The sequence below is a fragment of the Massilia sp. HP4 genome, from assembly GCF_005222695.1.
Lineage (GTDB): Bacteria > Pseudomonadota > Gammaproteobacteria > Burkholderiales > Burkholderiaceae_D > Telluria.
Map to the genome: position 1 here is coordinate 337,839 of NZ_STGG01000012.1, position 22,354 is coordinate 360,192.

The 22,354-nt window shown below is 62.7% G+C and carries 27 protein-coding genes and 1 tRNA gene; 10 read left to right on the forward strand and 18 right to left on the reverse strand.

Going from position 1 to position 22,354, the window contains the following annotated elements:
- Window positions 1–262 precede the first annotated feature (262 nt).
- Window positions 263–1,174 (reverse strand): MBL fold metallo-hydrolase, encoded by a 912-nt coding sequence (locus E8M83_RS06945; RefSeq protein WP_137172627.1) that lies wholly within the window; start codon window positions 1,172–1,174, stop codon window positions 263–265.
- A 9-nt stretch (window positions 1,175–1,183) separates the two neighbouring features.
- Window positions 1,184–1,381 (reverse strand): DUF1289 domain-containing protein, encoded by a 198-nt coding sequence (locus tag E8M83_RS06950; RefSeq protein ID WP_137172628.1) that lies wholly within the window; start codon window positions 1,379–1,381, stop codon window positions 1,184–1,186.
- A gap of 124 nt (window positions 1,382–1,505) precedes the next feature.
- Here E8M83_RS06950 and E8M83_RS06955 point away from each other — a divergent pair, with 124 nt between their 5' ends.
- On the forward strand, window positions 1,506–1,985 hold the full coding sequence (locus E8M83_RS06955; protein ID WP_137172629.1) for a hypothetical protein: 480 nt from the start codon (window positions 1,506–1,508) through the stop codon (window positions 1,983–1,985).
- A gap of 99 nt (window positions 1,986–2,084) precedes the next feature.
- Window positions 2,085–3,122 (forward strand): PHB depolymerase family esterase, encoded by a 1,038-nt coding sequence (locus E8M83_RS06960; RefSeq protein ID WP_137172630.1) that lies wholly within the window; start codon window positions 2,085–2,087, stop codon window positions 3,120–3,122.
- A 4-nt stretch (window positions 3,123–3,126) separates the two neighbouring features.
- Here the strand turns inward: E8M83_RS06960 and E8M83_RS06965 are convergent, their stop codons facing one another.
- Entirely contained in the window at window positions 3,127–3,345 is a 219-nt protein-coding gene (locus E8M83_RS06965; RefSeq protein WP_307721850.1) for a cysteine-rich CWC family protein, read from the reverse strand.
- A 94-nt stretch (window positions 3,346–3,439) separates the two neighbouring features.
- Between E8M83_RS06965 and argB the strand changes: the two genes are divergently transcribed.
- The 6 genes from argB (at window position 3,440) to E8M83_RS06995 (ending at window position 8,215) form a co-directional block, all read left to right on the forward strand.
- A complete protein-coding gene (gene argB, locus E8M83_RS06970) occupies window positions 3,440–4,369 on the forward strand; it encodes an acetylglutamate kinase (protein ID WP_137172632.1) in 930 nt (309 codons plus the stop codon).
- 39 nt (window positions 4,370–4,408) lie between these two features.
- Window positions 4,409–4,483: transfer RNA gene (locus E8M83_RS06975), tRNA-Thr, on the forward strand.
- A 104-nt stretch (window positions 4,484–4,587) separates the two neighbouring features.
- On the forward strand, window positions 4,588–5,334 hold the full coding sequence (locus tag E8M83_RS06980; protein ID WP_137172633.1) for a pyrimidine 5'-nucleotidase: 747 nt from the start codon (window positions 4,588–4,590) through the stop codon (window positions 5,332–5,334).
- 7 nt (window positions 5,335–5,341) lie between these two features.
- On the forward strand, window positions 5,342–5,920 hold the full coding sequence (gene slmA, locus E8M83_RS06985; protein WP_137172634.1) for a nucleoid occlusion factor SlmA: 579 nt from the start codon (window positions 5,342–5,344) through the stop codon (window positions 5,918–5,920).
- Window positions 5,921–5,930: 10 nt separating this feature from the next.
- Window positions 5,931–7,754 (forward strand): aminodeoxychorismate synthase component I, encoded by a 1,824-nt coding sequence (gene pabB, locus E8M83_RS06990; protein ID WP_137172635.1) that lies wholly within the window; start codon window positions 5,931–5,933, stop codon window positions 7,752–7,754.
- The gene (locus E8M83_RS06995) at window positions 7,751–8,215 is read left to right on the forward strand and encodes a type II CAAX prenyl endopeptidase Rce1 family protein (RefSeq protein WP_137172636.1); all 465 of its coding nucleotides are present in this window, start codon (window positions 7,751–7,753) and stop codon (window positions 8,213–8,215) included. The genes pabB and E8M83_RS06995 overlap by 4 nt, the downstream gene beginning before the upstream one ends.
- 91 nt (window positions 8,216–8,306) lie before the next feature.
- Here the strand turns inward: E8M83_RS06995 and E8M83_RS07000 are convergent, their stop codons facing one another.
- A complete protein-coding gene (locus tag E8M83_RS07000) occupies window positions 8,307–8,918 on the reverse strand; it encodes an OmpW family protein (RefSeq protein WP_137172637.1) in 612 nt (203 codons plus the stop codon).
- Window positions 8,919–9,092: 174 nt separating this feature from the next.
- On the opposite strand from E8M83_RS07000, the gene E8M83_RS07005 reads away from it, so the two are divergent.
- A complete protein-coding gene (locus E8M83_RS07005) occupies window positions 9,093–9,530 on the forward strand; it encodes an acetyltransferase (protein ID WP_137172638.1) in 438 nt (145 codons plus the stop codon).
- A 4-nt stretch (window positions 9,531–9,534) separates the two neighbouring features.
- On the opposite strand, the gene E8M83_RS07010 is transcribed toward E8M83_RS07005, so the two are convergent.
- On the reverse strand, window positions 9,535–10,119 hold the full coding sequence (locus E8M83_RS07010; RefSeq protein WP_137172639.1) for a glutathione peroxidase: 585 nt from the start codon (window positions 10,117–10,119) through the stop codon (window positions 9,535–9,537).
- Between the two features lie 69 nt (window positions 10,120–10,188).
- Window positions 10,189–10,611 carry a CoA-binding protein gene (locus tag E8M83_RS07015; RefSeq protein WP_137172640.1) on the reverse strand — a complete coding sequence of 141 codons (423 nt, stop codon included), beginning with the start codon at window positions 10,609–10,611 and terminating at the stop codon, window positions 10,189–10,191.
- 108 nt (window positions 10,612–10,719) lie between these two features.
- Between E8M83_RS07015 and E8M83_RS07020 the strand changes: the two genes are divergently transcribed.
- Window positions 10,720–11,346, forward strand: coding sequence for a peptidoglycan recognition family protein (locus E8M83_RS07020; RefSeq protein ID WP_137172641.1), 627 nt, complete (start codon window positions 10,720–10,722; stop codon window positions 11,344–11,346).
- A 23-nt stretch (window positions 11,347–11,369) separates the two neighbouring features.
- Here the strand turns inward: E8M83_RS07020 and E8M83_RS07025 are convergent, their stop codons facing one another.
- The 12 genes from E8M83_RS07025 to E8M83_RS07080 all read right to left on the reverse strand — a co-directional run bounded on the left by E8M83_RS07025 (window position 11,370) and on the right by E8M83_RS07080 (window position 22,298).
- The gene (locus E8M83_RS07025; protein ID WP_137172642.1) at window positions 11,370–13,049 is read right to left on the reverse strand and encodes a serine hydrolase; all 1,680 of its coding nucleotides are present in this window, start codon (window positions 13,047–13,049) and stop codon (window positions 11,370–11,372) included.
- 166 nt (window positions 13,050–13,215) lie between these two features.
- The gene (locus tag E8M83_RS07030) at window positions 13,216–13,638 is read right to left on the reverse strand and encodes a F0F1 ATP synthase subunit epsilon (protein ID WP_137172643.1); all 423 of its coding nucleotides are present in this window, start codon (window positions 13,636–13,638) and stop codon (window positions 13,216–13,218) included.
- A 32-nt stretch (window positions 13,639–13,670) separates the two neighbouring features.
- Complete coding sequence (atpD, locus tag E8M83_RS07035; protein WP_123068513.1) at window positions 13,671–15,074, reverse strand: F0F1 ATP synthase subunit beta; 1,404 nt, start codon at window positions 15,072–15,074, stop codon at window positions 13,671–13,673.
- Between the two features lie 57 nt (window positions 15,075–15,131).
- On the reverse strand, window positions 15,132–16,007 hold the full coding sequence (gene atpG / locus E8M83_RS07040) for a F0F1 ATP synthase subunit gamma (RefSeq protein ID WP_137172644.1): 876 nt from the start codon (window positions 16,005–16,007) through the stop codon (window positions 15,132–15,134).
- 56 nt (window positions 16,008–16,063) lie between these two features.
- Window positions 16,064–17,605, reverse strand: coding sequence for a F0F1 ATP synthase subunit alpha (gene atpA / locus E8M83_RS07045; RefSeq protein WP_123068511.1), 1,542 nt, complete (start codon window positions 17,603–17,605; stop codon window positions 16,064–16,066).
- Between the two features lie 78 nt (window positions 17,606–17,683).
- Complete coding sequence (locus E8M83_RS07050) at window positions 17,684–18,217, reverse strand: F0F1 ATP synthase subunit delta (protein WP_137172645.1); 534 nt, start codon at window positions 18,215–18,217, stop codon at window positions 17,684–17,686.
- Between the two features lie 2 nt (window positions 18,218–18,219).
- On the reverse strand, window positions 18,220–18,690 hold the full coding sequence (locus tag E8M83_RS07055) for a F0F1 ATP synthase subunit B (RefSeq protein ID WP_137172646.1): 471 nt from the start codon (window positions 18,688–18,690) through the stop codon (window positions 18,220–18,222).
- A 77-nt stretch (window positions 18,691–18,767) separates the two neighbouring features.
- A complete protein-coding gene (gene atpE, locus E8M83_RS07060) occupies window positions 18,768–19,013 on the reverse strand; it encodes a F0F1 ATP synthase subunit C (RefSeq protein WP_005664041.1) in 246 nt (81 codons plus the stop codon).
- Between the two features lie 87 nt (window positions 19,014–19,100).
- Window positions 19,101–19,934: a F0F1 ATP synthase subunit A gene (gene atpB, locus E8M83_RS07065; protein ID WP_137172647.1), complete on the reverse strand. Its 834-nt coding sequence runs from the start codon at window positions 19,932–19,934 to the stop codon at window positions 19,101–19,103.
- 4 nt (window positions 19,935–19,938) lie between these two features.
- Window positions 19,939–20,274: an ATP synthase subunit I gene (locus E8M83_RS07070; RefSeq protein ID WP_137172648.1), complete on the reverse strand. Its 336-nt coding sequence runs from the start codon at window positions 20,272–20,274 to the stop codon at window positions 19,939–19,941.
- 351 nt (window positions 20,275–20,625) lie between these two features.
- Window positions 20,626–21,504 carry a ParB/RepB/Spo0J family partition protein gene (locus E8M83_RS07075; protein ID WP_137172649.1) on the reverse strand — a complete coding sequence of 293 codons (879 nt, stop codon included), beginning with the start codon at window positions 21,502–21,504 and terminating at the stop codon, window positions 20,626–20,628.
- Between the two features lie 23 nt (window positions 21,505–21,527).
- The gene (locus E8M83_RS07080) at window positions 21,528–22,298 is read right to left on the reverse strand and encodes a ParA family protein (protein ID WP_137172650.1); all 771 of its coding nucleotides are present in this window, start codon (window positions 22,296–22,298) and stop codon (window positions 21,528–21,530) included.
- Window positions 22,299–22,354: the final 56 nt, after the last annotated feature.

The window sequence follows — 22,354 nt, forward strand, 5'->3', positions numbered from 1 at the left end:
AGCTCTCGGTGGTTGGATAGTGAATCAAATCATTATAGCGCCGAAAAAAGAACGGTCGTGCTAGATCGATGTGGATAGATGCCTTCCTCTAAGAGCCTATCCCGGTAGGTGGGGGGAAGCTCATGGCGACATGCGCGTAGGCGATGCATGGCTGGCGTGGGCAAGGCGCGAGGAGGCCGCATGGCGAGCCATGCAACGACGAGCAACGCAGCACACGCCAGCCAGGCGCGCCAGGAGCGACTCCCACCTACCGGGATAGGCTCTAAACATCGAGCAAATGCTCACCCTCGATCCGTGCGGCGCCGGCGCGCACCAGCGCCGTGGCGGCCCATTCCCCCAGCTCGTCCGCATCCATTCCCAGCATGGCCGACCGCACCCGCTCGATCAACGGGATGGCTGCTAGCAGCCCCGGCAACGTCGCCAAGGCAATCTTCCCACGCTCGAGCAACAGGAACTTGACCAGCACCTTGACCGCGTTGCGCGCATTGCGCGCCGGGTCGGCCGCCAGGTAGTCGAGGCGCTGCCTGGCCCGCTCCAGCGCGGCATCGACGTCGCCGAACACCGGCCCATGGCCCGGAATGACCACGCGCGGCGCCAGGCTGTCGATCAGCTCGAGCGTAGCCCCGACCTCATCGAAACCGGGTTCGCCGGCCAGTTCGGGGAAAATCACACCAAAACCGTCCTGCCACAGCGCATCGCCCGACACCAGCACGCCCTCTTCTGCACAAAAGATGAGCAGCGCATGCGGATCGTGGCCCGGCGCGGCCAATACCTGCCAGCGCAGGCCGCCCAGCCGCAGCACGTCTCCGGGCGCCAGCACGCCATCGAAGCCGAAGCGCGGACATTGTTGGCCGGTGGCGCGAAAACTCAATGCGTCGTCGTCCCAGCGCGCGACCTTGTCGGCATCCAGCGCGGGGATCGCCGTGTGGCAGCCATAGGCCGCCTGCAGGGCCGCGTTGCCGCCGCAGTGGTCGGAGTGCAGGTGGGTGTTGAGCAGGCGGTCGAGCGGCCGTGCGCCGAGCACATGGCGCACCAGCGCCAGCGTCTGCGATGCGTGGGTGACATAGCCGCTGTCGATCAGGGCCGTGTCGCCAGGCCCGATCAGTAGGACGTTATTTGACGACAGCCAATTGCGCTCAAGCACATGAACCGACGGGGGCAAGCGCAGGTCCATGGCCCGGCCTCAGTCGGCGCCGAACAGCGCGGCTTCGCGGCGGCGGATCTCGGCCCAGATCGCGCGCTTGTCGTCCTCGCTCGCATTGCGCCAGGCGCGGATCTCGTCGATCGTGCGCATGCAGCCCTGGCACAGGCCGGTTTCGGGCACCATCTTGCAGATATTGATGCAGGGCGAAGGGACGGGAGTTTGCAGTTCTGGAGCCATTGCCTTAAAGCCTGGTGCGAAGGTGTAGTGGAGCCGCATTATCGCGTGTTCGGCAGTCCAGCGCCGTTTTTGCTTGTGAGTCACTATACTCGTCAATACAGTGCCATTTTGCACGAGGTGACCCATGAAAATTCGTTTCATCGTACTGACCGCCCTGCTGGGCGTTTCCGCCACCGCATCGAGCCAGACCCTGTCGCCCGACGGCTACGGCAAGATCCAGTTTGGCCAACGACTCGACCAGGTCGAGCACAAGCTTGGTCAACGCGCCACGCCGCGGCCCGCCGATCCGGCTTGTTCCATGGTCGGCTTCAAGCGTTATCCGCAAGTGCGCTTCATGGTCGAGAACGGCGTGATCACGCGCGCCGACGCCAAGGGCGTGGTGCGCAACAGCGCCGGCATCACGGCCCGCATGTCGGCCAAGGTGGCGCTACGCCATGCCCCGGCCATGCGCAGCGAACTGCACAAATACGACAAGAACGGCCAATACCTGGTGCTACCGCAAGGTGAGGACAAGGCGCTGATCTTCGAGGCCAGCCAGGGAAAGATCAAGCGCATGCGCGCCGGCGTCAAACCGGCCGTCGAATACGTGGAGACCTGTGGGTAAATAAATCTCAGAAATGCCGCAGCAACTCGTTCGGCAGCGTTTGACAGGTTGGTGTAAGCTCGTGGCCTGAAATTGGTGCAGTGCACAAAAAGGATTGCCATGAAACTCAACCGACTACTGCTGGCGCAGATGCGCTCGGCTACCCGCTCGCTGTGGCGCACGGGACCGGCCGCGCCCGGCGCCGCCGTGCAGCAGGCCATGAAGAATGCGGCGGCCATGCAGCGGGTGGCCCAGCGCCAGCTGCGCGATTTTACGGCGCCACCCGCGCCGGCGCCGGTGCAGCCGGCGCGTGAACGCCATGCCGGCAACTTCGTCGACGGTTTCCACGTGAACGCCGCCGGCCGCCGCGAGTACAAGCTCTATATCCCGGGCAGCTACAACGGCGCCCCGGCGACCTTGCTGGTGATGCTGCACGGCTGCACCCAGGACCCGGACGACTTTGCCAACGGCACCCAGATGAATGCGCTGGCCGAAGAGTTCGGCTGCCTGGTGCTGTATCCGGCCCAGAGCAAGGGCGCGAATCCCTCGCGCTGCTGGAACTGGTTCAATGCGGTCGACCAGCGCCGCGACGAAGGCGAGCCCTCGATCATCGCCGGCATGACGCAGGCGATCATGGCCAGCCACGCGGTCGACCCGGCCCAGGTGTATGTGGCGGGCCTGTCCGCCGGCGGCGCGATGGCGACCATCATGGGCACGCTGTATCCCGAGCTGTATGCGGCAGTGGGCGTGCATTCCGGCCTGCCGTTTGCCTCGGCCAACGATCTGTCGTCGGCGCTGGCGGCGATGAAGGGCGATTTCCGGCGCAGCCAGGACGGCGGCGGACAACCGCTGCCGATCATCGTCTTCCATGGCGACCGCGACACCACCGTGCATCCGGCCAATGGCGATGAACTGGTCGCGCAAGGCGCGCGCCACCTGGCTCAACCAGGCATGGCCGAACCTGGCCGGGTGCCGGACGGCCACGCCTATACGCGCACCCTGTATCCGGACCAGGACGGTACCGTGCAGGCCGAGCACTGGCTGGTGCATGGCGCCGGCCACGCCTGGTTCGGCGGCAATGCGCGCGGTAGCTATACCGATGGCAAGGGGCCGGACGCAAGCCGCGAGATGATGCGCTTCTTCCGCACGCGGCGCTGAGGTGTCAGTGCGTCGTTGCCGGCGGTGGTGAGGGGTGGGCAGCGATATGTGCCCGCAGGCAGGCCGGACACCAGCAGCCGACTGCCTCTTGCGGCACGGCCACCGCCGGCGGCAAGCTGGTGCACCAGCACGGCTCCCCGGCGCCATCCGTCATCGCACACCCAAATTCAGCGCCGCAGCGCGTACAAATACTCATAACTGATAAAGTACCGATTGCTGCCATAAAATACAACAGGACGCCGCCCTTTCCCCACAAGGTTTACGCTGGTTTTACGACAATGGCTGTAAAATCTCGCGACATTTATTTTGGACCCTCCATGAACGCTCAAGTGACCAGCCTGAAGACCGACGACCAACCTGACGACTTGACCGCCGTTTCGACGGCTTTGAAGGCTCAGATCCTGGCCGAAGCGCTTCCCTACATCCGCAACTTCCACGGCAAGACCATCGTCATCAAATACGGTGGCAATGCCATGACCGAAGAGCGCCTGAAACACGGCTTCGCACGCGACGTCATCCTGCTCAAGCTGGTGGGCATGAACCCGGTCGTGGTCCACGGCGGCGGCCCGCAGATCGACAATGCGCTCAAGAAGATCGGCAAGCAGGGCACCTTCGTGCAGGGCATGCGCATCACCGACGAAGAAACCATGGAAGTGGTGGAGTGGGTGCTGGGTGGCGAAGTCCAGCAAGACATCGTGATGCTGATCAATCACTACGGTGGCCAGGCGGTCGGCCTGACCGGCAAGGACGGCGGCCTGATCCGCGCACGCCGCATGGCGATGCCTGACAAGGAAAAACCGGGCGAGTTCCTCGACATCGGTTTCGTCGGCGAGATCGAAGCGATCAACCCGGCCGTCGTGAAAGCGCTGCAGGACGACGCCTTCATCCCGATCATCTCGCCGATCGGTTTCGGCCAGGACGGCCAGGCCTACAACATCAATGCCGACGTCGTCGCCGGCAAGATCGCGGAAATCCTGAAAGCCGAAAAGCTGATCATGATGACCAACATCGCCGGCGTGCAAGATAAAGCGGGCAATCTGGTGACCGACCTGTCGGCGCGCGAAATCGACGAGATGTTCGCGGACGGCACGATTTCGGGCGGCATGCTGCCAAAGATTTCGTCGGCACTGGACGCGGCCAAGTCGGGCGTGAACACCGTGCACATCATCGATGGCCGCATCGAGCACTCTTTACTGCTCGAAGTCTTGACCGAACAGGCTTTTGGCACTATGATCCGGTCTCACTAAATTTTTTGTGGCGGCAACAGTCGCCACGAAAAACAAGATGCCCTTGTAGCTCAGTGGTAGAGCACTCCCTTGGTAAGGGAGAGGCCACGTGTTCAATCCACGTCAAGGGCACCATTTCTTCCTGCAATACCCCTCCCCCTTCTGTTTTTCCTCGCTCCATGACGTTGTCATGCGCCGCTGGCATAATCGCGTGTTGCATCCACTGCGATTGAATTCCCGTGTCCCACTCTTCGCTCCAAGCCCCGGTCTGGCTATTCGACCTCGATAACACCCTGCACGACGCCTCGCACGCGATCTTCCCGGCGATCAGCGCCAATATGAACACGTATATCGCGCGCGTGCTGAGCATCGACGGCGTGCCGGCCACGCAAGAAATGGTCGACGCCGCGCGCCTCGGCTACTGGAAGCGCTACGGCGCCACCCTGCTCGGCATGATGCGCCACCATCAGGTGTGTTCGAAGGATTTCCTGCACCAGACCCACGATATCGGCCCCCTCGACGCCCTGCTGCGCGCCGAGCGCGGCCTGGCGCGCCTGTTGCGCCGCCTGCCGGGCCGCAAGATCCTGCTGACCAATGCGCCGAACAGCTATTCGACCGAGATCGTGCGCCGCCTGAAATTGCACAATCATTTCTCGCAGCATGTGGCGATCGAGCACATGCACGTGCATGGCCAGTTGCGGCCCAAACCGTCGAAGCTGATGCTGCGCCGCCTGCTGCGCAAGCACGGCATTGCGGCCCAGCGCTGCATCCTGGTCGAGGACACGCTGGCCAACCTGCGCACCGCGCGCCAGCTCGGCCTGCGCACAGTTTGGGTCACGCAATATCTCCGGATCAGCGATCCGATTGGAAAAGCCTCGCTTCCGAGGACCTTGAAATGCCCCGGTTACGTCAATGTCAAAGTAAAATCCGTGCGGCAACTTCCGACGCGGCTCTCCGGGCTGCGTCGTTCCAATAACACACCCTAGGGATCCCATGGCAAGCACGAAGCCAGGCCAGCGCAAGCTGCAAATCCTCCAGGCCCTGGCCTCGATGCTCGAGCAGCCCAAGGGCGAGAAAATCACGACCGCCGCGCTCGCGGCGCGCCTGTCGGTGTCCGAAGCCGCGCTGTACCGCCACTTCGCCAGCAAGGCGCAGATGTACGAGGGGCTGATCGAGTTCATCGAATCGTCGGTATTCGGCGTGATCAACCAGATCACCGAAAAAGAAGAAGGCGGTCTCGAACAGGCACACGCGATGCTGCAGATGCTGCTCGGCTTCGCGGCCAACAATCCGGGCATGACCCGGGTCTTGATCGGCGATGCGCTGGTCAATGAAGACGAACGCCTGCAGCACCGCATGAACGGGTTCTACGACAAGGTCGAACTGGCCTTCAAGGGCGCGCTGCGCCTGGCCGTCACGCAGGGACACGGCCAGGAAGCCGACGTCGCGGCGCGCGCCAGCCTGCTGGTGAACTACGTCACCGGCCGCTGGCACCGCTTCGCCAAGACCGGCTTCAAGCTCAATCCGGCCGAAGGCACGTCGCTCCAGCTGTCCCTGCTGCTGGCGGCGTAGAATCGGGGGCATGGATACCGGCGAAGTCTTCGCGCTGCTGGACGATGCCGGCGCCGCCGGGGAAGCCCGCTCGCGCCTGTACAGCGGACATGCGGGCACGCTGGCGTGCGAGGACGGCGCCGGCTGGCCCGCGCTCCTGGCAGCGCTGTCGCAGGCCTTGCAGGACGGCCTGCACGCGGTGCCGCTGCTGAGCTACGAGCTGGGCGCGCACCTGCAGGGATTGCCTGCACGGCCGCTGGATGGTCCACTGGCGCGGGTGCTGCTGTTCACGCACTGCGAGCAGATGACGGGCGAGCAGGTCGCGTCGTGGCTGGTAACGCGGACCATGGACAGCGAACTGGCCGGGGTGGCCGGCATCGCGGCCAATGTCGACGCGGCGCAATTCACCGCTGCGATCGACCGCATCCGCGACTACATCGCGGCCGGCGACACCTACCAGGTCAACTACACCTACCGCCTGCGCTTCGACGCCTTCGGCGGGCTGTTCGCCCTGTACGCGCGCCTGCGCGCACGCCAGCCGGTGCCGTACGGCGCGCTGGTGTCGTTGCCTGGCGGCGGCGCGCTGCTGTCGTTCTCGCCCGAGCTGTTCGTGCGCCACGAAGCGGGCCTGCTGCAGGCGCGGCCGATGAAGGGCACGGCGCCGGCCAGCGGCGACCCTGACGTCGACGCGGCGCGCGCCCTGGCGCTGTCGCAGGACACCAAGAACCGCGCCGAAAACCTGATGATCGTCGACCTGCTGCGCAACGACCTCGGTCGCGTGGGGCAGACCGGGAGCGTCGAGGTTCCCGCCCTGTTCGAGGTGCAGCGCTATGGCGCCGTGCTGCAGATGACGTCCACGGTGCAGGCGCGCCTGCGCATGGACGCGGACCTGGGCGAAATTTTCGATGCCCTGTATCCCTGCGGCTCGATCACCGGCGCGCCTAAACGGCGCACGATGGAGATCATCCACGAACTCGAGCCCGAGGCGCGCGGCATCTATACCGGTGCGATCGGCTGGTTCGATCCGGCGCCGCCGGGCCGCGCCTTCGGCGACTTCTGCCTGTCGGTACCGATCCGGACCCTGGCGCTCGATGCCGCAAGAGACGGTGTCCGGCGTGGGGAGCTAGGCGTCGGCGCCGGCATCGTGTACGACAGCGATGCGCCATCCGAATTCGCCGAATGCCAATTGAAGGCGCGCTTCCTGACTGGCCTGTCCAACGAATTCACCCTCTTCGAGACAATCCGCGCCTCGCGCGAGCATGGCTGCCGCCACTTGGAACAGCATCTCGACCGCCTGGCCGCATCCTGCGCCTATTTCGGTTTCGCTTTCGACCGCGGCGCGGCCCACGTCGCGCTGCTGGAAGCCAGCGAGGCGCTACCCTCCGACGTATTGCACCGCCTGCGCCTGGCCGTGTCGCATACCGGAGACCTGACGCTGACGTCGGGCGAGCTGGCGCCATTGCACGAGCCGGTCACGCTGCTGCTGGCGGCCGAGCCGACGCACGGCGGCGAAGTCTTCCTGCGCCACAAGACGAGCATCCGCAGCCGCTACGATGCGGCGTGGAAGGCGGCCGAGGCGCAAGGCGCCTTCGATGCGCTGTTCTTCAACGAGCGCGATGAATTGACGGAAGGAGGACGCAGCAGCGTGTTCCTGCGCTTCGGCGAGGCGTGGCTCACGCCGCCGCTGTCGGCCGGCGTGCTGCCGGGCGTGATGCGCGGCGTGCTGCTGGCCGCACCGGCCTGGAATGCGCGCGAAGCCACGATCACGCGCGACATGCTGCAACAGGCCGACGACATCGTGGTCTGCAATGCCCTGCGCGGGCCGCTGCGCGCCGTCCTTGCAAACGCGCCATGAGTGCGGCCTTCATCGACCGCATCCGTTTTGTAGAGAAGATGTCAGGGCCGGGCATCTGGCGCGCGGGCCTGTGGCTGTTCGGCTATGCCATGCTGCCGGTGGCGCTGGTGGCGGCGCTGTTCCTGACTGTGTTCCCGGCCGGCCTGCAGCGGGATATGGAGCCGTTCACGTGGCTGGTCGTGAGTCCGGTGATCGAAACGCTGATGCTCGGCGCGATCCTCATCCACCTGCGCAAGCGCCAGAAGGAACACCACTCGATCATGCTGGCCGCGCTGGTGCTGGGCGCATTTCATTCCCTGAACAGCATGCTGTGGGGCTTCATTGCCTTGCCCCTGTTCCTGGTGCACGGCTATGCGTTCACGCGGCTGTTCGAGGTCGACCGGCAGCGCGCCTTCGTGGTGCCGATGGTGGCGCATGCGCTGCACAATGTGCTGGTACTGCTGGTGCTGAAAGTGGCTTGACGCCGGTGATTCACGTCCTGCCCGTCTCCATGCCCGCTGCTTTTGCTGGAAGCTCGCGCAGGGAAACGGGCGGACGTGATCGGTGCTCCTCTCAGAAGCGGTAGCCGACGCCCAGTCCAACCAGGACCGGGTCGACCTTCAGGTGGCTGGCCCTGGCGCCGCCGACATACACATCGCTGCGCAGATTGATTTTCTTGACGTCGGCATTGATCGACCAGTGTTCATCGAGGCGGAAGTTGACGCCGGCCTGCAGTGACAGGCCCCAGCTATCGTTTTCCAGGTCGCCGGCGCCATCGAGCAGCTTGATGCTCGACATGCGGGTATAGTTCACGCCGGCGCCGACATATGGGCTGATGGCCGCGCCAGGGGCGAAGTGGTATTGCAGGCTCAGGGTCGGCGGCAGGTGCTTGAAGGTGCCGATCTCGGCGCCGTCCAGGCGGGCCTTGTGCTTCTGTGGATAAGTCAGGACCAGTTCGGCCGCGATGTGCGGGGTTAGGAAATAGCTGATGTCCAGCTCGGGAATGGTCTTGCTGCTCACCTCGAGGCGGTCCGCCGCGCCGACGCCGCCGATCGGCGTCGACTTGTTGTCCGGATCGACGTGCACGGCGCGGGCGCGCACCAGCCATGGGGATTCCTGGGCCATCGCTTGCGCAGCGCTCAAGGCGATCAGAGCCACCAGCACGGTTTTCATCGTCGTTTTCATCTTTTTCTTACCTTTCTTCGTTTTATGTCATCTGCAACGAAGGTAAGCTTATTGATGTGAGGCAAAACGAACTATGATGTACATCAAAATGACCATGCTATTAGTGTGGTTTATAAAACGCCTATCTCCTAGGTTATATCTTTGACCGAGGATAGGTATTCGAAAGGACGCACCATGCGCAGTATCGGCATCGCTTCGAGCGACGACATTCCACGCCTGTTCGACATCTGGGAGGCATCGGTCCAGGCGACCCATGACTTCCTGAATCCGGACGATTTCCTGTTGCTGGTGCCGATCGTGGAGCGCACGTTGCGCGAGTTCACGCCGCTGCATTGCGTGCGCGACGCCGCCGGCCAGGCCTGCGCCTTCATGGGCGTGAGCGAGGGAACGATCGAGATGCTGTTCGTCGATCCGCAGCACCGCGGCCAGGGCGCCGGGCGGGCCCTGGTGGAATTCGCGATCGCGACGCTGGGCGCCACGCGGGTCGACGTCAACGAGCAGAATGGGCAGGCGCTCGGCTTCTACGAGCGCATGGGATTCGCGGTACAAGGACGTTCCGGGCAGGACCCGTTCGGCAAGCCCTACCCGATCCTGCACCTGGCACTGCGCTGAACGATTACAGGGCCGCTTCGATCTTCCCGGTCAGCTGCGGGTCTTCAGGCGTGACCTTGCTCGGGAAGTAGTCGAGCACCTTGCCGTCGCGGCCGATCAGGTATTTGGTGAAGTTCCACTTCGGTTCCTGGCCGGTGGCCTTGATCAGCTGCGCATGCAGCGGATTGGCTTGCGGGCCCTTCACCGAGCTCTTGGCGAACATCGGGAACTTGACGCCATAGGTGTTGAAGCACAGGTCGGCGATTTCCTTGGCGCTGCCCGGCTCCTGCTGGCCGAAGTCGTTCGACGGGAAGCCCAGGATCACCAGGCCGCGGCCGCTGTACCTGGCGTAGATTTTTTCCAGGCCTTCGTACTGCTTGGTAAAGCCGCAGTAGCTGGCCGTGTTCACCACCAGCACCACCTTGCCGGCGTACTGGCAGAGGTCTTGCGGCGCTTCGTCCTGCAGGCGCTTGAAGCTGTGCTTGAGCACGGCCGGGCATGCGGCCGGGCTCTTGGTCAGTGCTGCGACCGGCGCGGCCTGCGCGCGTGCTGGCTGGGTAACGCTGATGGCGGCCGTGGCGGCGAGCAGCAGGGCGATGGTCTTGATCATGGCGTGGTATTGACGGGATTGAGGTGCGACGATTGTAGCGCAAGCCGCACCCCCGGCAACCATCCCCTTTTATTCTTCCAGGCTGCGATGCTCGATCTTGATGCAGTGGTTCATCACGACATCCAGCCCGGCGGCGCGCGCCAGGTCGGCGGCTGGCTGGTTCTCGATGTCGAGCTGCATCCACAGGCAGCCGGCGCGCACCGCGATCGCGTCGCGCGCGATCGGCCCGATGTCTTCGGACTTGCGGAAGCAGTCGACGATGTCGATGCGCTGGCCGCTGCTGGCCAGGGCGTCGGCCGCGTCTTGCAAGGTGGCGTAGACGGTCTCGCCGTGGATGGCCTGGCCGGCATAGCTGGGGTTGACGGGCAGGATACGGTAACCCTTGTGCTGCAAGTAGGCGCCCACTTCGTTGCTGGCACGGTCGCTCTTGTTGGACATGCCGACGATGGCGATGGTCTTGCTGTCGCGGAGGATCTGGGCGATGGTTCTCATGGTGTCTTGGTGTTGTTATCGTTGGGTCCAGCTTATCAGTTTGTATGCACTGGCGCTGCACGGCCAAACATGGAAAGATGACGGCTCATCCATCCTGAATAGTTCGACATGAGCCTTGCACCTGTTTCGCGTATCGGCGCCTTTCTTGCGCTGGCCTTTTCGATCGCCAGTGCGCACGGCGCCGATTCCCTGCACGACGTCGAACGCGCCATCGTGCCGGTTGCCAGCTGGGGCGGCACGCCGTCCGATGCGGCCAGGGCGCGCCGCCACCAGATCACCCACATCACGCTGCACCACCAGGGCGAGCCGTTCAAGCCGGGCACCGATCCGCAAGCCTACCTGCGCCGCCTGCAGGCCTGGTCGCGCGCCGAGAAGGGTTGGCTGGACATCCCCTACCACTACGTGATCGACCTGGACGGCCGCATCTACGGTGCGCGCGATATCGCGTATGCCGGCGACACCAATACCGACTACGATCCGAAGGGACATGCACTGATCGAGGTGGTCGGCAATTTCGAAGAGGTGGAACCGAACCGGCAGCAGCTCGATGCCGTGGTGCGCCTGATGGCGATGCTGGCGGCGAAACACAAGGTCTCGCTGGACGACATCCAGAGCCACCGCGATTATTCGGACAAGACCGTGTGCCCGGGCGAGAACCTGTACCGCTACGTGAAAGACGATTATTTCAGGCACAAGGTGGCCTTGCGCCTGGCGCAGGAGCAGGCCGCGCGCTAGAACGCGGCCTGTTCAGTTAGCGCTTACTTTACGCGTGTGCCAGGCGTGGCCTGGCCGTTCTGGTGCAGCACCAGCCGCGGCGCCCCATCGGCCGCCTTCTCGAACCGGATCTCGGCATTCACGTCGCGCGAGAAGTACACGTCGTCGCTGGCCGGGAAGATCTCGACCCTGGCCTGTCCGGTCGCCTGCGCATAGTAGCGATCGCCCTCGCGGCTGACCGCCATCGTGAACTGCGGCGCCAGCTGGTAGGTGCCGGCCCAGGCATCGAAGCGGGCGTTGTCGACCTTGACCGCCGCCCGTTCCGGCGGCGCATCGCCGATGCGCACACTGCGCACCCGTTCGCCTTCGTTGTCGACCGTGACGTGGCTGACCTTGCCCTCCCCATCGCGTTCGAATTCGAAGCGCGCCAGCGTTCCCGGAACGTAGAAGCCATTCTTCGAATAGGCCTTGAGGGCCACCGGCGAGCGGTCGCCACGCGCCATCATGAGCTTACCGTCGCGGGTGGTGAAGCTGCGTTTATCCTCGTCGTCGGTCTCGTAGATGCCGGCGAAGGCATCGAGCGCTTTCGCATCGAGCGCGATCTCCTTCGGCTCGATGAACGGCTTGCCCATCGCCAGCGCCGCCGCCTTCTTGGCCAGCACTTCGGGGTGGACATTGCCGCTGTCGGAATTGGACAGCACCGCCACAAAGACCTTCTGTTCCGGCAGGCGCAGCGCATAGGTACGGAAGCCGTTGATGCCGCCGCCGTGGTGGACGACCGGCGTGCCTTGCAGCTTGCCGACCGCCCAGCCGTAGCCATAATCAGTCGACTCCTCAGGATTGAGCTTGTAGGGCGTGAAGGCCAGCTTCCAGCTCGCTGGTTTCAACAGCTTGCCGGACGCGATGGCGGCGTCCCATTTCGCCAGGTCGTCGACGGTGGACACCAGCGCGCCGGCGGCATACGGCTGGCTCATGGACAGCGGCTGCGCCAGGCCGTATCCCTTTTCTTGCGCGCTGTAGCCGGCCGCGCGTGGCGCGTTCGAGCGCTCGGCGCCTTCATAGGCCGTGTCCTTCATGCCCAGCGGCGTGAAGATACGCTGTTCCAGGAACTTCGCATAAGTGAGCCCGGATACTTGCTCGATGATCGCGCCGAGCAGGAAGTAGCCGCTGTTGTTGTAGTTGAACTTGGTGCCCGGCTCGAACTCGAGCGGGTCGTTCTTGAAGCCGTCGATCATCTGGGCGACCGACAGGTCTTTCGCCATCCCCGCCACATAGTTCGGCTTGCTGGTATAGCTGGCGATGCCCGAGGTATGGGTCAGCAGGTGCTCGATCGTGATGACCTTGCCGCCGGTAGGATAGTCGGGGAAGAAACGGGTAACCGGATCGTTCAGGGCCAGCTTGCCTTCGTCGGCCAGCATCAGGATCGCCACCGCCGTGAACTGCTTGGTGATCGAGCCCAGGCGCAGCACGGTGCCGGGCGTCAGCGGGGTCTTGGCCGTGATGTCGGCGGCGCCATAGGCCTTTCGGAGCACCGTCTTGCCGTCCTTGACCACGATCACCGTGGCGCCGGGGTCGTCCGCCTTGTACTGGGGCTTGAAGATCGCATCGAGCTTGCCGGCCAGGGATTGCGTGGCGGCGGCCTTGGTGGCTGGCTGCTGCGCTTGCGCGAGCACGGGATTCGACAGCAGGATGACAGCAACGGCGACGGCGGAGAGTTTCAGCATGATCGACTACCCTTCTTGGCGAGTTGTATTCTTGATACTGTAACTCTGCCTTATGGGTAGCGGTGAAAAATCCGACGAACGGCAATTCGGGCCGACGGACTGCTGGACAAGGACTATAAAAAAAGGCAGCCCGCAGGCTGCCTCTTCATTGCCGAGCTTGTTCAGCTCAACGGCCTTTCGACCGCAGCTTCTGGATCGCCGCCAACTGCGCAATCGCCGCGGCCATTTCGGCCTGGGCTTTCGCATAGTCGATGGTCGACTCCTTGTTCAGCATAAGCTCTTCAGCCTGCTTCTTGGCTGCCGTTGCTTTCGCTTCGTCCAGGTCGGCGCCGCGGATCGCGGTGTCGGCCAGCACGGTCACGCCGTTCGGCTGCACTTCGAGGATACCGCCGGCTACGAAGACGAACTCTTCGCCGCCGCCGGCCACCTGGATGCGCACGGCGCCCGGGCGGATGCGCGTGATCAGCGGGGTGTGCTTCGGGTAGATACCCAGCTCACCCGCTTCACCCGGCAACGCGACGAATTCGGCCTGGCCGGAGAAGATCTGCTCTTCGGCCGAGACTACGTCAACGAGAAATGTGTTTGCCATGTGTGTCCTTCAATGTGAATGAAGAAGCCGACTTAGGCAGCCAGTTTCTTGGCTTTCTCGATAGCCTCTTCGATCGTGCCGACCATGTAGAACGCTTGCTCCGGCAGGTGATCCAGCTCGCCCGATGCGATCATCTTGAAGCCCTTGATCGTGTCTTTCAGCGAAACGTACTTGCCTGGGGCGCCGGTGAAGACTTCAGCGACGTGGAACGGCTGCGACAGGAAACGCTGCATTTTACGAGCGCGTGCGACGACCAGCTTGTCTTCTGGCGCCAGTTCGTCCATGCCCAGAATCGCGATGATGTCACGCAGTTCCTTGTAGCGCTGCAGGGTGTTCTGCACGGCGCGCGCGGTGGCGTAGTGCTCTTCACCGACGACCAGCGGGTCCAGCTGGCGCGAGGTCGAATCGAGTGGGTCGACCGCAGGGTAGATACCCAGCGATGCGATGTCACGCGACAGAACGACGGTCGAGTCCAGGTGGGCGAAGGTGGTCGCTGGCGACGGGTCGGTCAAGTCATCCGCAGGGACGTAGACGGCCTGGATCGAGGTAATCGAACCGGTCTTGGTCGAGGTGATGCGCTCTTGCAGGCGGCCCATCTCTTCGGCCAGGGTAGGCTGGTAGCCCACTGCCGATGGCATACGACCCAGCAGTGCCGAGACTTCGGTACCGGCCAGGGTGTAGCGGTAGATGTTGTCGACGAAGAACAGCACGTCCTTGCCTTCGTCACGGAACGCTTCGGCCATGGTCAGGCCGGTCAGCGCGACGCGCAGACGGTTGCCTGGTGGTTCGTTCATCTGACCGTAGACCATCGCCACTTTCGAGTTGGCAGGGTTTTCCAGGTCGACGACTTTGGCATCGGCCATCTCGTGGTAGAAGTCGTTACCTTCACGGGTACGCTCACCCACGCCGGCGAACACGGACAGACCCGAGTGTGCCTTGGCGATGTTGTTGATCAGTTCCATCATGTTGACGGTCTTGCCGACGCCGGCGCCGCCGAACAGGCCGACTTTACCGCCTTTGGCGAACGGGCAGACCAGGTCGATGACCTTGATGCCGGTTTCCAGCAGGTCGGTCGATGGCGACAGTTCGTCGTAGGCCGGTGCATCGCGGTGGATCGATGCCATGCGCTCGTGGCTGACCGGACCGCATTCGTCGATCGGGTTGCCCAGCACGTCCATGATACGACCCAGGGTCGGGGTGCCGACCGGGACCATGATTGGGTTGCCGGTGTTCTGGATGATCATGCCGCGACGCATGCCGTCCGAGCTGCCCAGCGCAATGGTACGGACAATGCCGTCGCCCAGCTGCTGTTGCACTTCCAGGGTCAGGTCAGAGCCTTCCATTTTCAGTGCGTCGTACACTTTCGGCATGGCGTTACGTGGGAATTCCACGTCAACCACTGCGCCGATACACTGAACGATTTTGCCATCAGCCATGTTCGTTCCTTCAGATATATAGTTAGATTCTTTTACTTGATCGTGCGGGTGCCGCCGTTAGACGGCGGCAGCCCCGGAAACGATCTCGGAGAGTTCTTTGGTAATCGCAGCCTGGCGGGTCTTGTTGTAGACCAGCTTCAGGTCGCTGATGACGCTGCCGGCGTTATCGCTCGCGGCCTTCATCGCGACCATACGCGCCGATTGCTCGGACGCCAGGTTTTCTGCCACCGCCTGGTACACCAGCGCTTCCACGTAACGCACCAGCAGTTCGTCGATGACGACCTGTGCTTCCGGTTCGTAGATGTAGTCCCAGCCATGGGCGCCTGCGTCGGCTTCCAGCGCCTTGGCTGGCAGCGGAAGCAGTTGCTCGACCATTGCTTCTTGCTTCATCGTGTTGATGAACTTGGTGTAGCACAGGTAGACAGCATCGAGCTTGCCTTCCTGGTACGCGTCCAGCATCACTTTGACCGGTCCGATCAGCTTGTCCAGTTGCGGTGCGTCGCCCAGCTGGGTCGCTTGCGACACCAGCTTCATGCCGACGCGGTTCAGGAAGCCCAGGCCCTTGTTGCCGATGGCGACAGCCTCGACACGGTTGCCCAATTGCTCCTGCTCACGCGCCTTCTGCGTTACCTGGCGCAGGATGTTGGTGTTCATGCCGCCGCACAGACCCTTGTCGGTCGTGATGACGATGAAACCAACGGTCTTTGCCGACACGCCCTTGGCTTGCGCCATGAATGCGTGCGTGTACTCCGGGTTTGCGTTGGCCAGATTGGCGGTGATATTACGAACCTTGTCACTGTAGGGACGGGCGGCGCGCATGCGATCCTGCGCCTTGCGCATTTTCGATGCGGCGACCATTTCCATCGCCTTGGTGATCTTCTTCGTATTCTCTACGCTCTTGATCTTGCCACGAATCTCTTTGCCTGCTGCCATGAGTCCTTACTCCTTCCGGGCACCGGCGCCACCCGCGGGCGGCGCCGGTCCATCAATTAATATGCGCCGGATTTCTTGAAATCAGCAACAGCGGCGGCCAGCAGTGCTTCGCTGTCCTTGTCCAGTTGCTTGGTTTCGTCGATCTTCGACAGCAGGGACGCATGACCCGACTTCAGGAAGGCGTGCAGGCCGTGTTCGAATGGCAGCACTTTCTTGACTTCGATATCGTCCAGGTAGCCCTTGTTGACGGCGAACAGCGATGCCGCCATCAGCGAGGTCGACAGCGGCGAGAACTGCGGCTGCTTGAGCAGCTCGGTCACGCGCGCGCCGCGGTCCAGCTGCTTGCGGGTCGATTCGTCCAGGTCCGATGCGAACTGCGCGAATGCAGCCAGTTCACGGTACTGCGCCAGGTCGGTACGGATACCGCCCGACAGGCCCTTGATGACCTTGGTCTGGGCGGCGCCACCGACGCGCGACACCGAGATACCGGCGTTGATCGCAGGACGGATACCGGCGTTGAACAGCGAGGTCTCCAGGAAGATCTGGCCGTCGGTAATCGAAATCACGTTGGTCGGCACGAAGGCCGAGACGTCGCCTGCTTGCGTTTCGATGATCGGCAGTGCGGTCAGCGAACCGGTCTTGCCGGTGACGGCGCCGTTGGTGAACTTCTCGACGTAGTCGGCGTTCACGCGGGCTGCGCGCTCGAGCAGACGGCTGTGCAGGTAGAACACGTCGCCTGGGTAGGCTTCGCGGCCTGGTGGGCGGCGCAGCAGCAGCGAAATCTGGCGATAGGCAACTGCTTGCTTCGACAGGTCATCATAGACGATCAGCGCGTCTTCGCCGCGGTCGCGGAAGTATTCGCCCATCGCGCAGCCCGAGTAGGCCGAGATGTACTGCATTGCAGCCGATTCCGACGCCGATGCGGCCACGACGATGGTGTATTCCATCGCGCCGTGGGTTTCCAGCGAGCGCACGATGTTCTTGATGGTCGATGCTTTTTGACCGATCGCGACGTACACGCAGGTGACGCCTTGACCTTTCTGGTTGATGATCGCGTCGACAGCGACAGCCGATTTACCGGTCTGGCGGTCGCCGATGATCAGCTCACGCTGGCCACGGCCAATCGGCACCATCGCGTCGATCGACTTGATGCCGGTCTGCATAGGCTGCGACACCGATTCGCGGGCGATGACGCCTGGCGCGATCTTTTCGATCGGGGCGGTCAGCTTGGCATCGATCGGACCTTTGCCGTCGATCGGCTGGCCCAGGGCGTTGACCACGCGGCCACGCAGTTCAGGACCGATCGGCACTTCCAGGATACGGCCGGTGGTCTTGACGATGTCGCCTTCCGAGATGTGCTCGTAAGCACCCAGGATGACGGAGCCGACCGAGTCGCGCTCGAGGTTCATCGCCAGGCCAAAGGTGTTGCCTGGGAATTCCAGCATCTCGCCCTGCATCACGTCCGACAGACCGTGGATGCGGCAGATACCGTCGGCGACCGAGATCACGGTGCCCTGGTTGCGGACGTCGGCAGTGGCTTCGAGGCCCTGGATCCGGCTCTTGATCAGCTCGCTGATTTCAGATGGGTTAAGTTGCATGCTTGCTAACTCCAATTATAGTTTCTTGATGCGTAGGGCAAGGGCGGGACGTCGGCCGATGCGAGTGCACACTATCGATTACGATGCCAGTGCAACGTGCATCCGTTGCAGCTTGGCGCGTACCGAGGTATCGAGCACTTCGTCACCAACGACCACGCGCACACCACCGATCAGCGAGGGATCCACTGTTACCGTTGGGTTCAGCTTGCGGCCAAATTTCTTTTCCAGCGTGGCGGCCAACTGCGACAGCTGGTCGGCCGACATGTCGAACGCGCTGAAGATGGTCGCGTCGGCTGCGCCTTCGCTGGCGTTTTTCAGGAGCGCGAACTGGGCGCTGATTTCCGGCAGCAGGTTGATGCGGCCGTTTTCAGCCAGCATCGCGATGAAATTCTTCGCTTCTGCAGTCAGCGGAGCCTTGACCAGCGACGCAATCGTGTCCGCCAGTTGTGCGTGCGTGACGTGCGGGTTGCTGGCGAAGGCCTGCACATCGGAGTTGGCGCCGATCTGGCCCAGTTCCGACGCGATGGCCGACCACGCGTTCAGGTCGCCGGTTTGGGCGACACGGAACAGCGCTTCGGCGTAAGGGCGGGCGACGGTTGCGAGTTCTGCCATGATCAGAGCTCGGTCGACAGTTTCGACAGCAGGTCGGCGTGGGCCGCTGCGTTCACTTCACGCTTGAGGATCTGCTCGGCGCCGGCAACCGCGAGGGTTGCAACCTGGCCACGCAGTTCTTCGCGCGCGCGAGTCACTTGCTGTTCGGCGTCCGCCTTGGCGGCAGCGACGATGCGTGCGCCTTCTTCGGTGGCGGTACGCTTGGCTTCTTCGATGATCGCAGCCGCGCGCTTTTCGGCGTCGACGATGCGCTTCTGGACTTCGTCACGGGCGCCAGCCAGTTCGGTCTGGACGCGCTTTTCGGCGGCAGCCAGGTCAGCCTTGCCGCGATCGGCGGCGGCCAGGCCACTCGCGATCTTCGCGGCGCGCTCGTCGAGCGCCTTCATCAGCGGCGGCCACACGAATTTCATCGTGAACAGTGCCAGGATGAAGAAAACCACGAGCTGAGCAATCAGGGTTGCATTGAGGTTCACGGGGTTATCCTTCTTACAGAAACACGGATGCCGAACCAGAAACTGGTTCGGCCCTTCAAGATCTCGAGACGCGAGTCTTAGACTGGAACGAACGGGTTAGCGAACGCGAACAGCATGGCGATACCAACACCGATCAGGAATGCCGCGTCGATCAGACCAGCCAGCAGGAACATCTTGGTCTGCAGGGTGTTCATCAGTTCTGGCTGACGTGCAGAAGCTTCGAGGTATTTACCGCCCATCAGAGCGATACCGATACAAGCACCGATGGCGCCCAGACCGATGATCAAACCGCAAGCCAGTGCAACAAAAGAAAGGTCAGTCATGAAAAACTCCAAAAGTTAAATTGAAAACTAAATTAAAAACTACAACTTCTTTACAACCACTATCTAGTTCGATGCTTGCGGCGCCGATCAGTGGCCTTCGTGGGCCTGACCGAGGTAGACCAGCGTCAGCATCATGAAGATGAATGCCTGCAGGATCACGATCAGGATGTGGAAGATCGCCCAGATGGAACCGGCAATCACGTGGCCGATGAAACCGAACATCGTCGCGGTTCCGCCCAGCAGTGCGATCAAGAGGAACAGCAGTTCGCCGGCAAACATGTTACCGAACAGTCGCATACCGAGCGACACCATTTTTGCTGCGTATTCGATGATGTTCAGGAGCAGGTTGAACGGCGCCATCCAGATGCCGAACGGTGCTGCGAACAGCTCGTGGAGCCAGCCGCCCAGGCCCTTGATCTTGATGCCGTAGTAGAACATCAGCAGGAGCACGCCCAGTGACATGCCGATCGGCGCGTTCAGGTCGGCGGTCGGGACCACACGGTGATACGGGAAGATGTGCTCGACGCCGAAGGCGGCGAACATCCATGCAAAGATGTCGACCGGCAGCAAGTCCAGCGCGTTCATCAGGACGATCCAGACGAACACCGTCAGGGCCAGCGGCGCGATGAAGCTGCGGTCGCCGTGCACGATGGTCTTGGCCTGGTCATCGACCATCTCGAACAGCATTTCGACGAAGGCCTGGAAACGGCCAGGAACGCCCGACGTCGCCTTGCGCGCGGCTGCCCACATGAACAGGCAGGCGGTCAGGCCCATCGCGATCGACCAGAACATCGTGTCGTAGTGGATGACCGAAAAATCGACCGGACCGACCTGGTACTGGTTCTTCAGGTGGCCCAGGTGGTGAACGATGTATTCTGATGCGGTGGGCGCGTGCGCTGCGCCGTCTACTGGAGTCGCCATGTCGTCATTGCCTAAATAATAAGATGATGTAACTTTTCAGTGCCACGATGATCCCGGCGACCAGTGCCAGCCAGTTGAGATCGCGGTACAGCCACGCCGTCGCGCCCAGGAGCGCCAGCGTCAATGCAATCTTTACAAATTCCCAGATGAAAAATGTCGCGGGAGAAGCCGTTCCAGATGCGGAAGCGGCAAACAAGCGCACTGCCATGATCCCGTTGGGCACGACACAACACAAACCGCCCAGTACAGCCGAAATCATCGCAGCCCATCCCCCCAGTAGTGCGGCGATGGCGCCAACGACTACCGTTGCTATCAACTGCAGGGATACGATACGCAGCATATTCTTTTAGGTCTTAAGCCAGCGTATTTTGGACGAACTACGATGTGGTAATTACATGAAACGCCGGAATTATAAGTGGTTATACGGACGTGAGTCAAACGATTCGCAACTTATAACTGCTCCGTAAAGATGACGAAAATGTGACAATTTACTGACGGAATGAGCAATATTTTCAGTAACTTAACGCGAAATGGTGTATTGCGGGGGATGTGACAATTCGAGGTGAGTGAGCGTGTACTGACGTTGCTCGGTGGTAGCAAAAGTGGTGATAGCGCTATCGCCGCTGCGGTCGGCCGAACGCGCAGAGGCTACCGCGACCGACCGGGTAGCCTCCCTGCGTTTTCCGCATTCTTAGGCGCGCAAACGTGCAAGCACGCCGTCGAGGATGTCGAGGTCGGCGAAGTCGATGATCATCTGCCCCTTCCCTTTCGTTCCCATCTTGAACACGACCGGCGTCGCCAGGCGATCCGAGAGTTCTTCTTCGAGGCGCACGATATCGCCCGGCTTGTCCTTCGCGCGTGCCGGCATGGCCGGCGCGTTCTGTTCCTCAAGCGCGCGCGCGACCAGCTTCTCGGTCTCGCGCACCGACAGGCGACGGGCGACGACGTGACTGGCCAGCGCGATCTGGTTCGCGCTATCGACCGCGAGCAAGGCACGGGCATGGCCCATGTCGATATCCCCTGCCATCAGCATGGTCTGCACCGGCTGCGCGAGATTGATCAGGCGCAGCAGGTTCGACACCGCGCTGCGCGAACGGCCGACCGCGCCCGCGGCCTGCTCATGCGTGAAGTTGAAATCCGAGATCAGGCGTTGGATGCCCTGCGCTTCTTCCAGCGGGTTCAGGTCTTCGCGCTGCATGTTCTCGATCAGGGCCATCGCGGCGGCGGCCTGGTCGTCGACGTCGCGCACCAGCACCGGGATCTCGTCCAGGCCCGCCATCTGCGCCGCACGGAAGCGCCGCTCGCCGGCGATGATCTCGTACGGCGTGCCGCTGCCCGCCGGCAGCGGGCGCACCAGCACCGGCTGCATGATGCCCTGGGTCTTGATCGAGGCGGCCAGCTCGGACAGGCTTACTTCGTCCATGCGGGTACGCGGTTGATACTTGCCGGCCTGGATCTGGGTGACCGCCAGCACCGAAGGCAGGTTGCTTGCGGCGGGCGCGGCGTCCATGTCGCCGCCGAGCAGGGCGTCGAGGCCGCGGCCCAGTCCCTTGAGTTTTTTGGTTGCCATTGTCGTGTCAGCTCTCTTGGTGATTACATGGTCTTGATGCGCTGGACCATTTCCGCGCCAAAGGCGATATACGCCTGCGCGCCCTTCGACGACGGATCGAAGGTCACGCCCGGGATGCCGTAGGACGGGGCTTCGGCCAGGCGGACGTTGCGCGGGATGATGGTCTTGAACACCTTGTCGCCGAAGTGCTGCTCGAGCTGGTTCGAGACCTGCTGCGACAAGGTCATGCGTGGATCGAACATCACCCGCAACAGGCCAATGATCTTGAGGTCGGTGTTCAGGTTGGCGTGCACCTTCTTGATCGTGTTGACCAGGTCGGACAGGCCTTCGAGCGCGTAGTACTCGCACTGCATCGGGATGATCACGCCGTGCGCGGCGCACAGGCCGTTCAAGGTGAGCAGCGACAGCGCGGGCGGGCAATCGATGAGGATGAAATCGTAGTCGGCGTCGACCGCGGCCAGCCCATCCTTCAGGCGGCGTTCGCGGTTCTCGAGCGAGACCATTTCGACTTCGGCGCCGGCCAGCTCGCGGTTGGCGGGCAGCACGTCGAAGCGGCCGGCCTCGGAACGCACGCGCGCCCCGGCCACGTCCGACTCACCGAGCAGTACCTGGTAGATCGACGATTCCAGCTCGGCCTTGTTGATGCCGGCGCCCATGGTGGCATTGCCCTGCGGGTCGAGGTCGACCAGCAGCACGCGCTGGTCAAGCTTTGCCAGGCCCGCGGACAGGTTGACGGAGGTGGTGGTCTTGCCGACGCCACCCTTCTGGTTCGCAACGCAAAAAATCTTCGCCATCTATTCTCTTTCTTGAAAGCGGCTACAAGACGCCATACCGTTCATACCGTACAAAC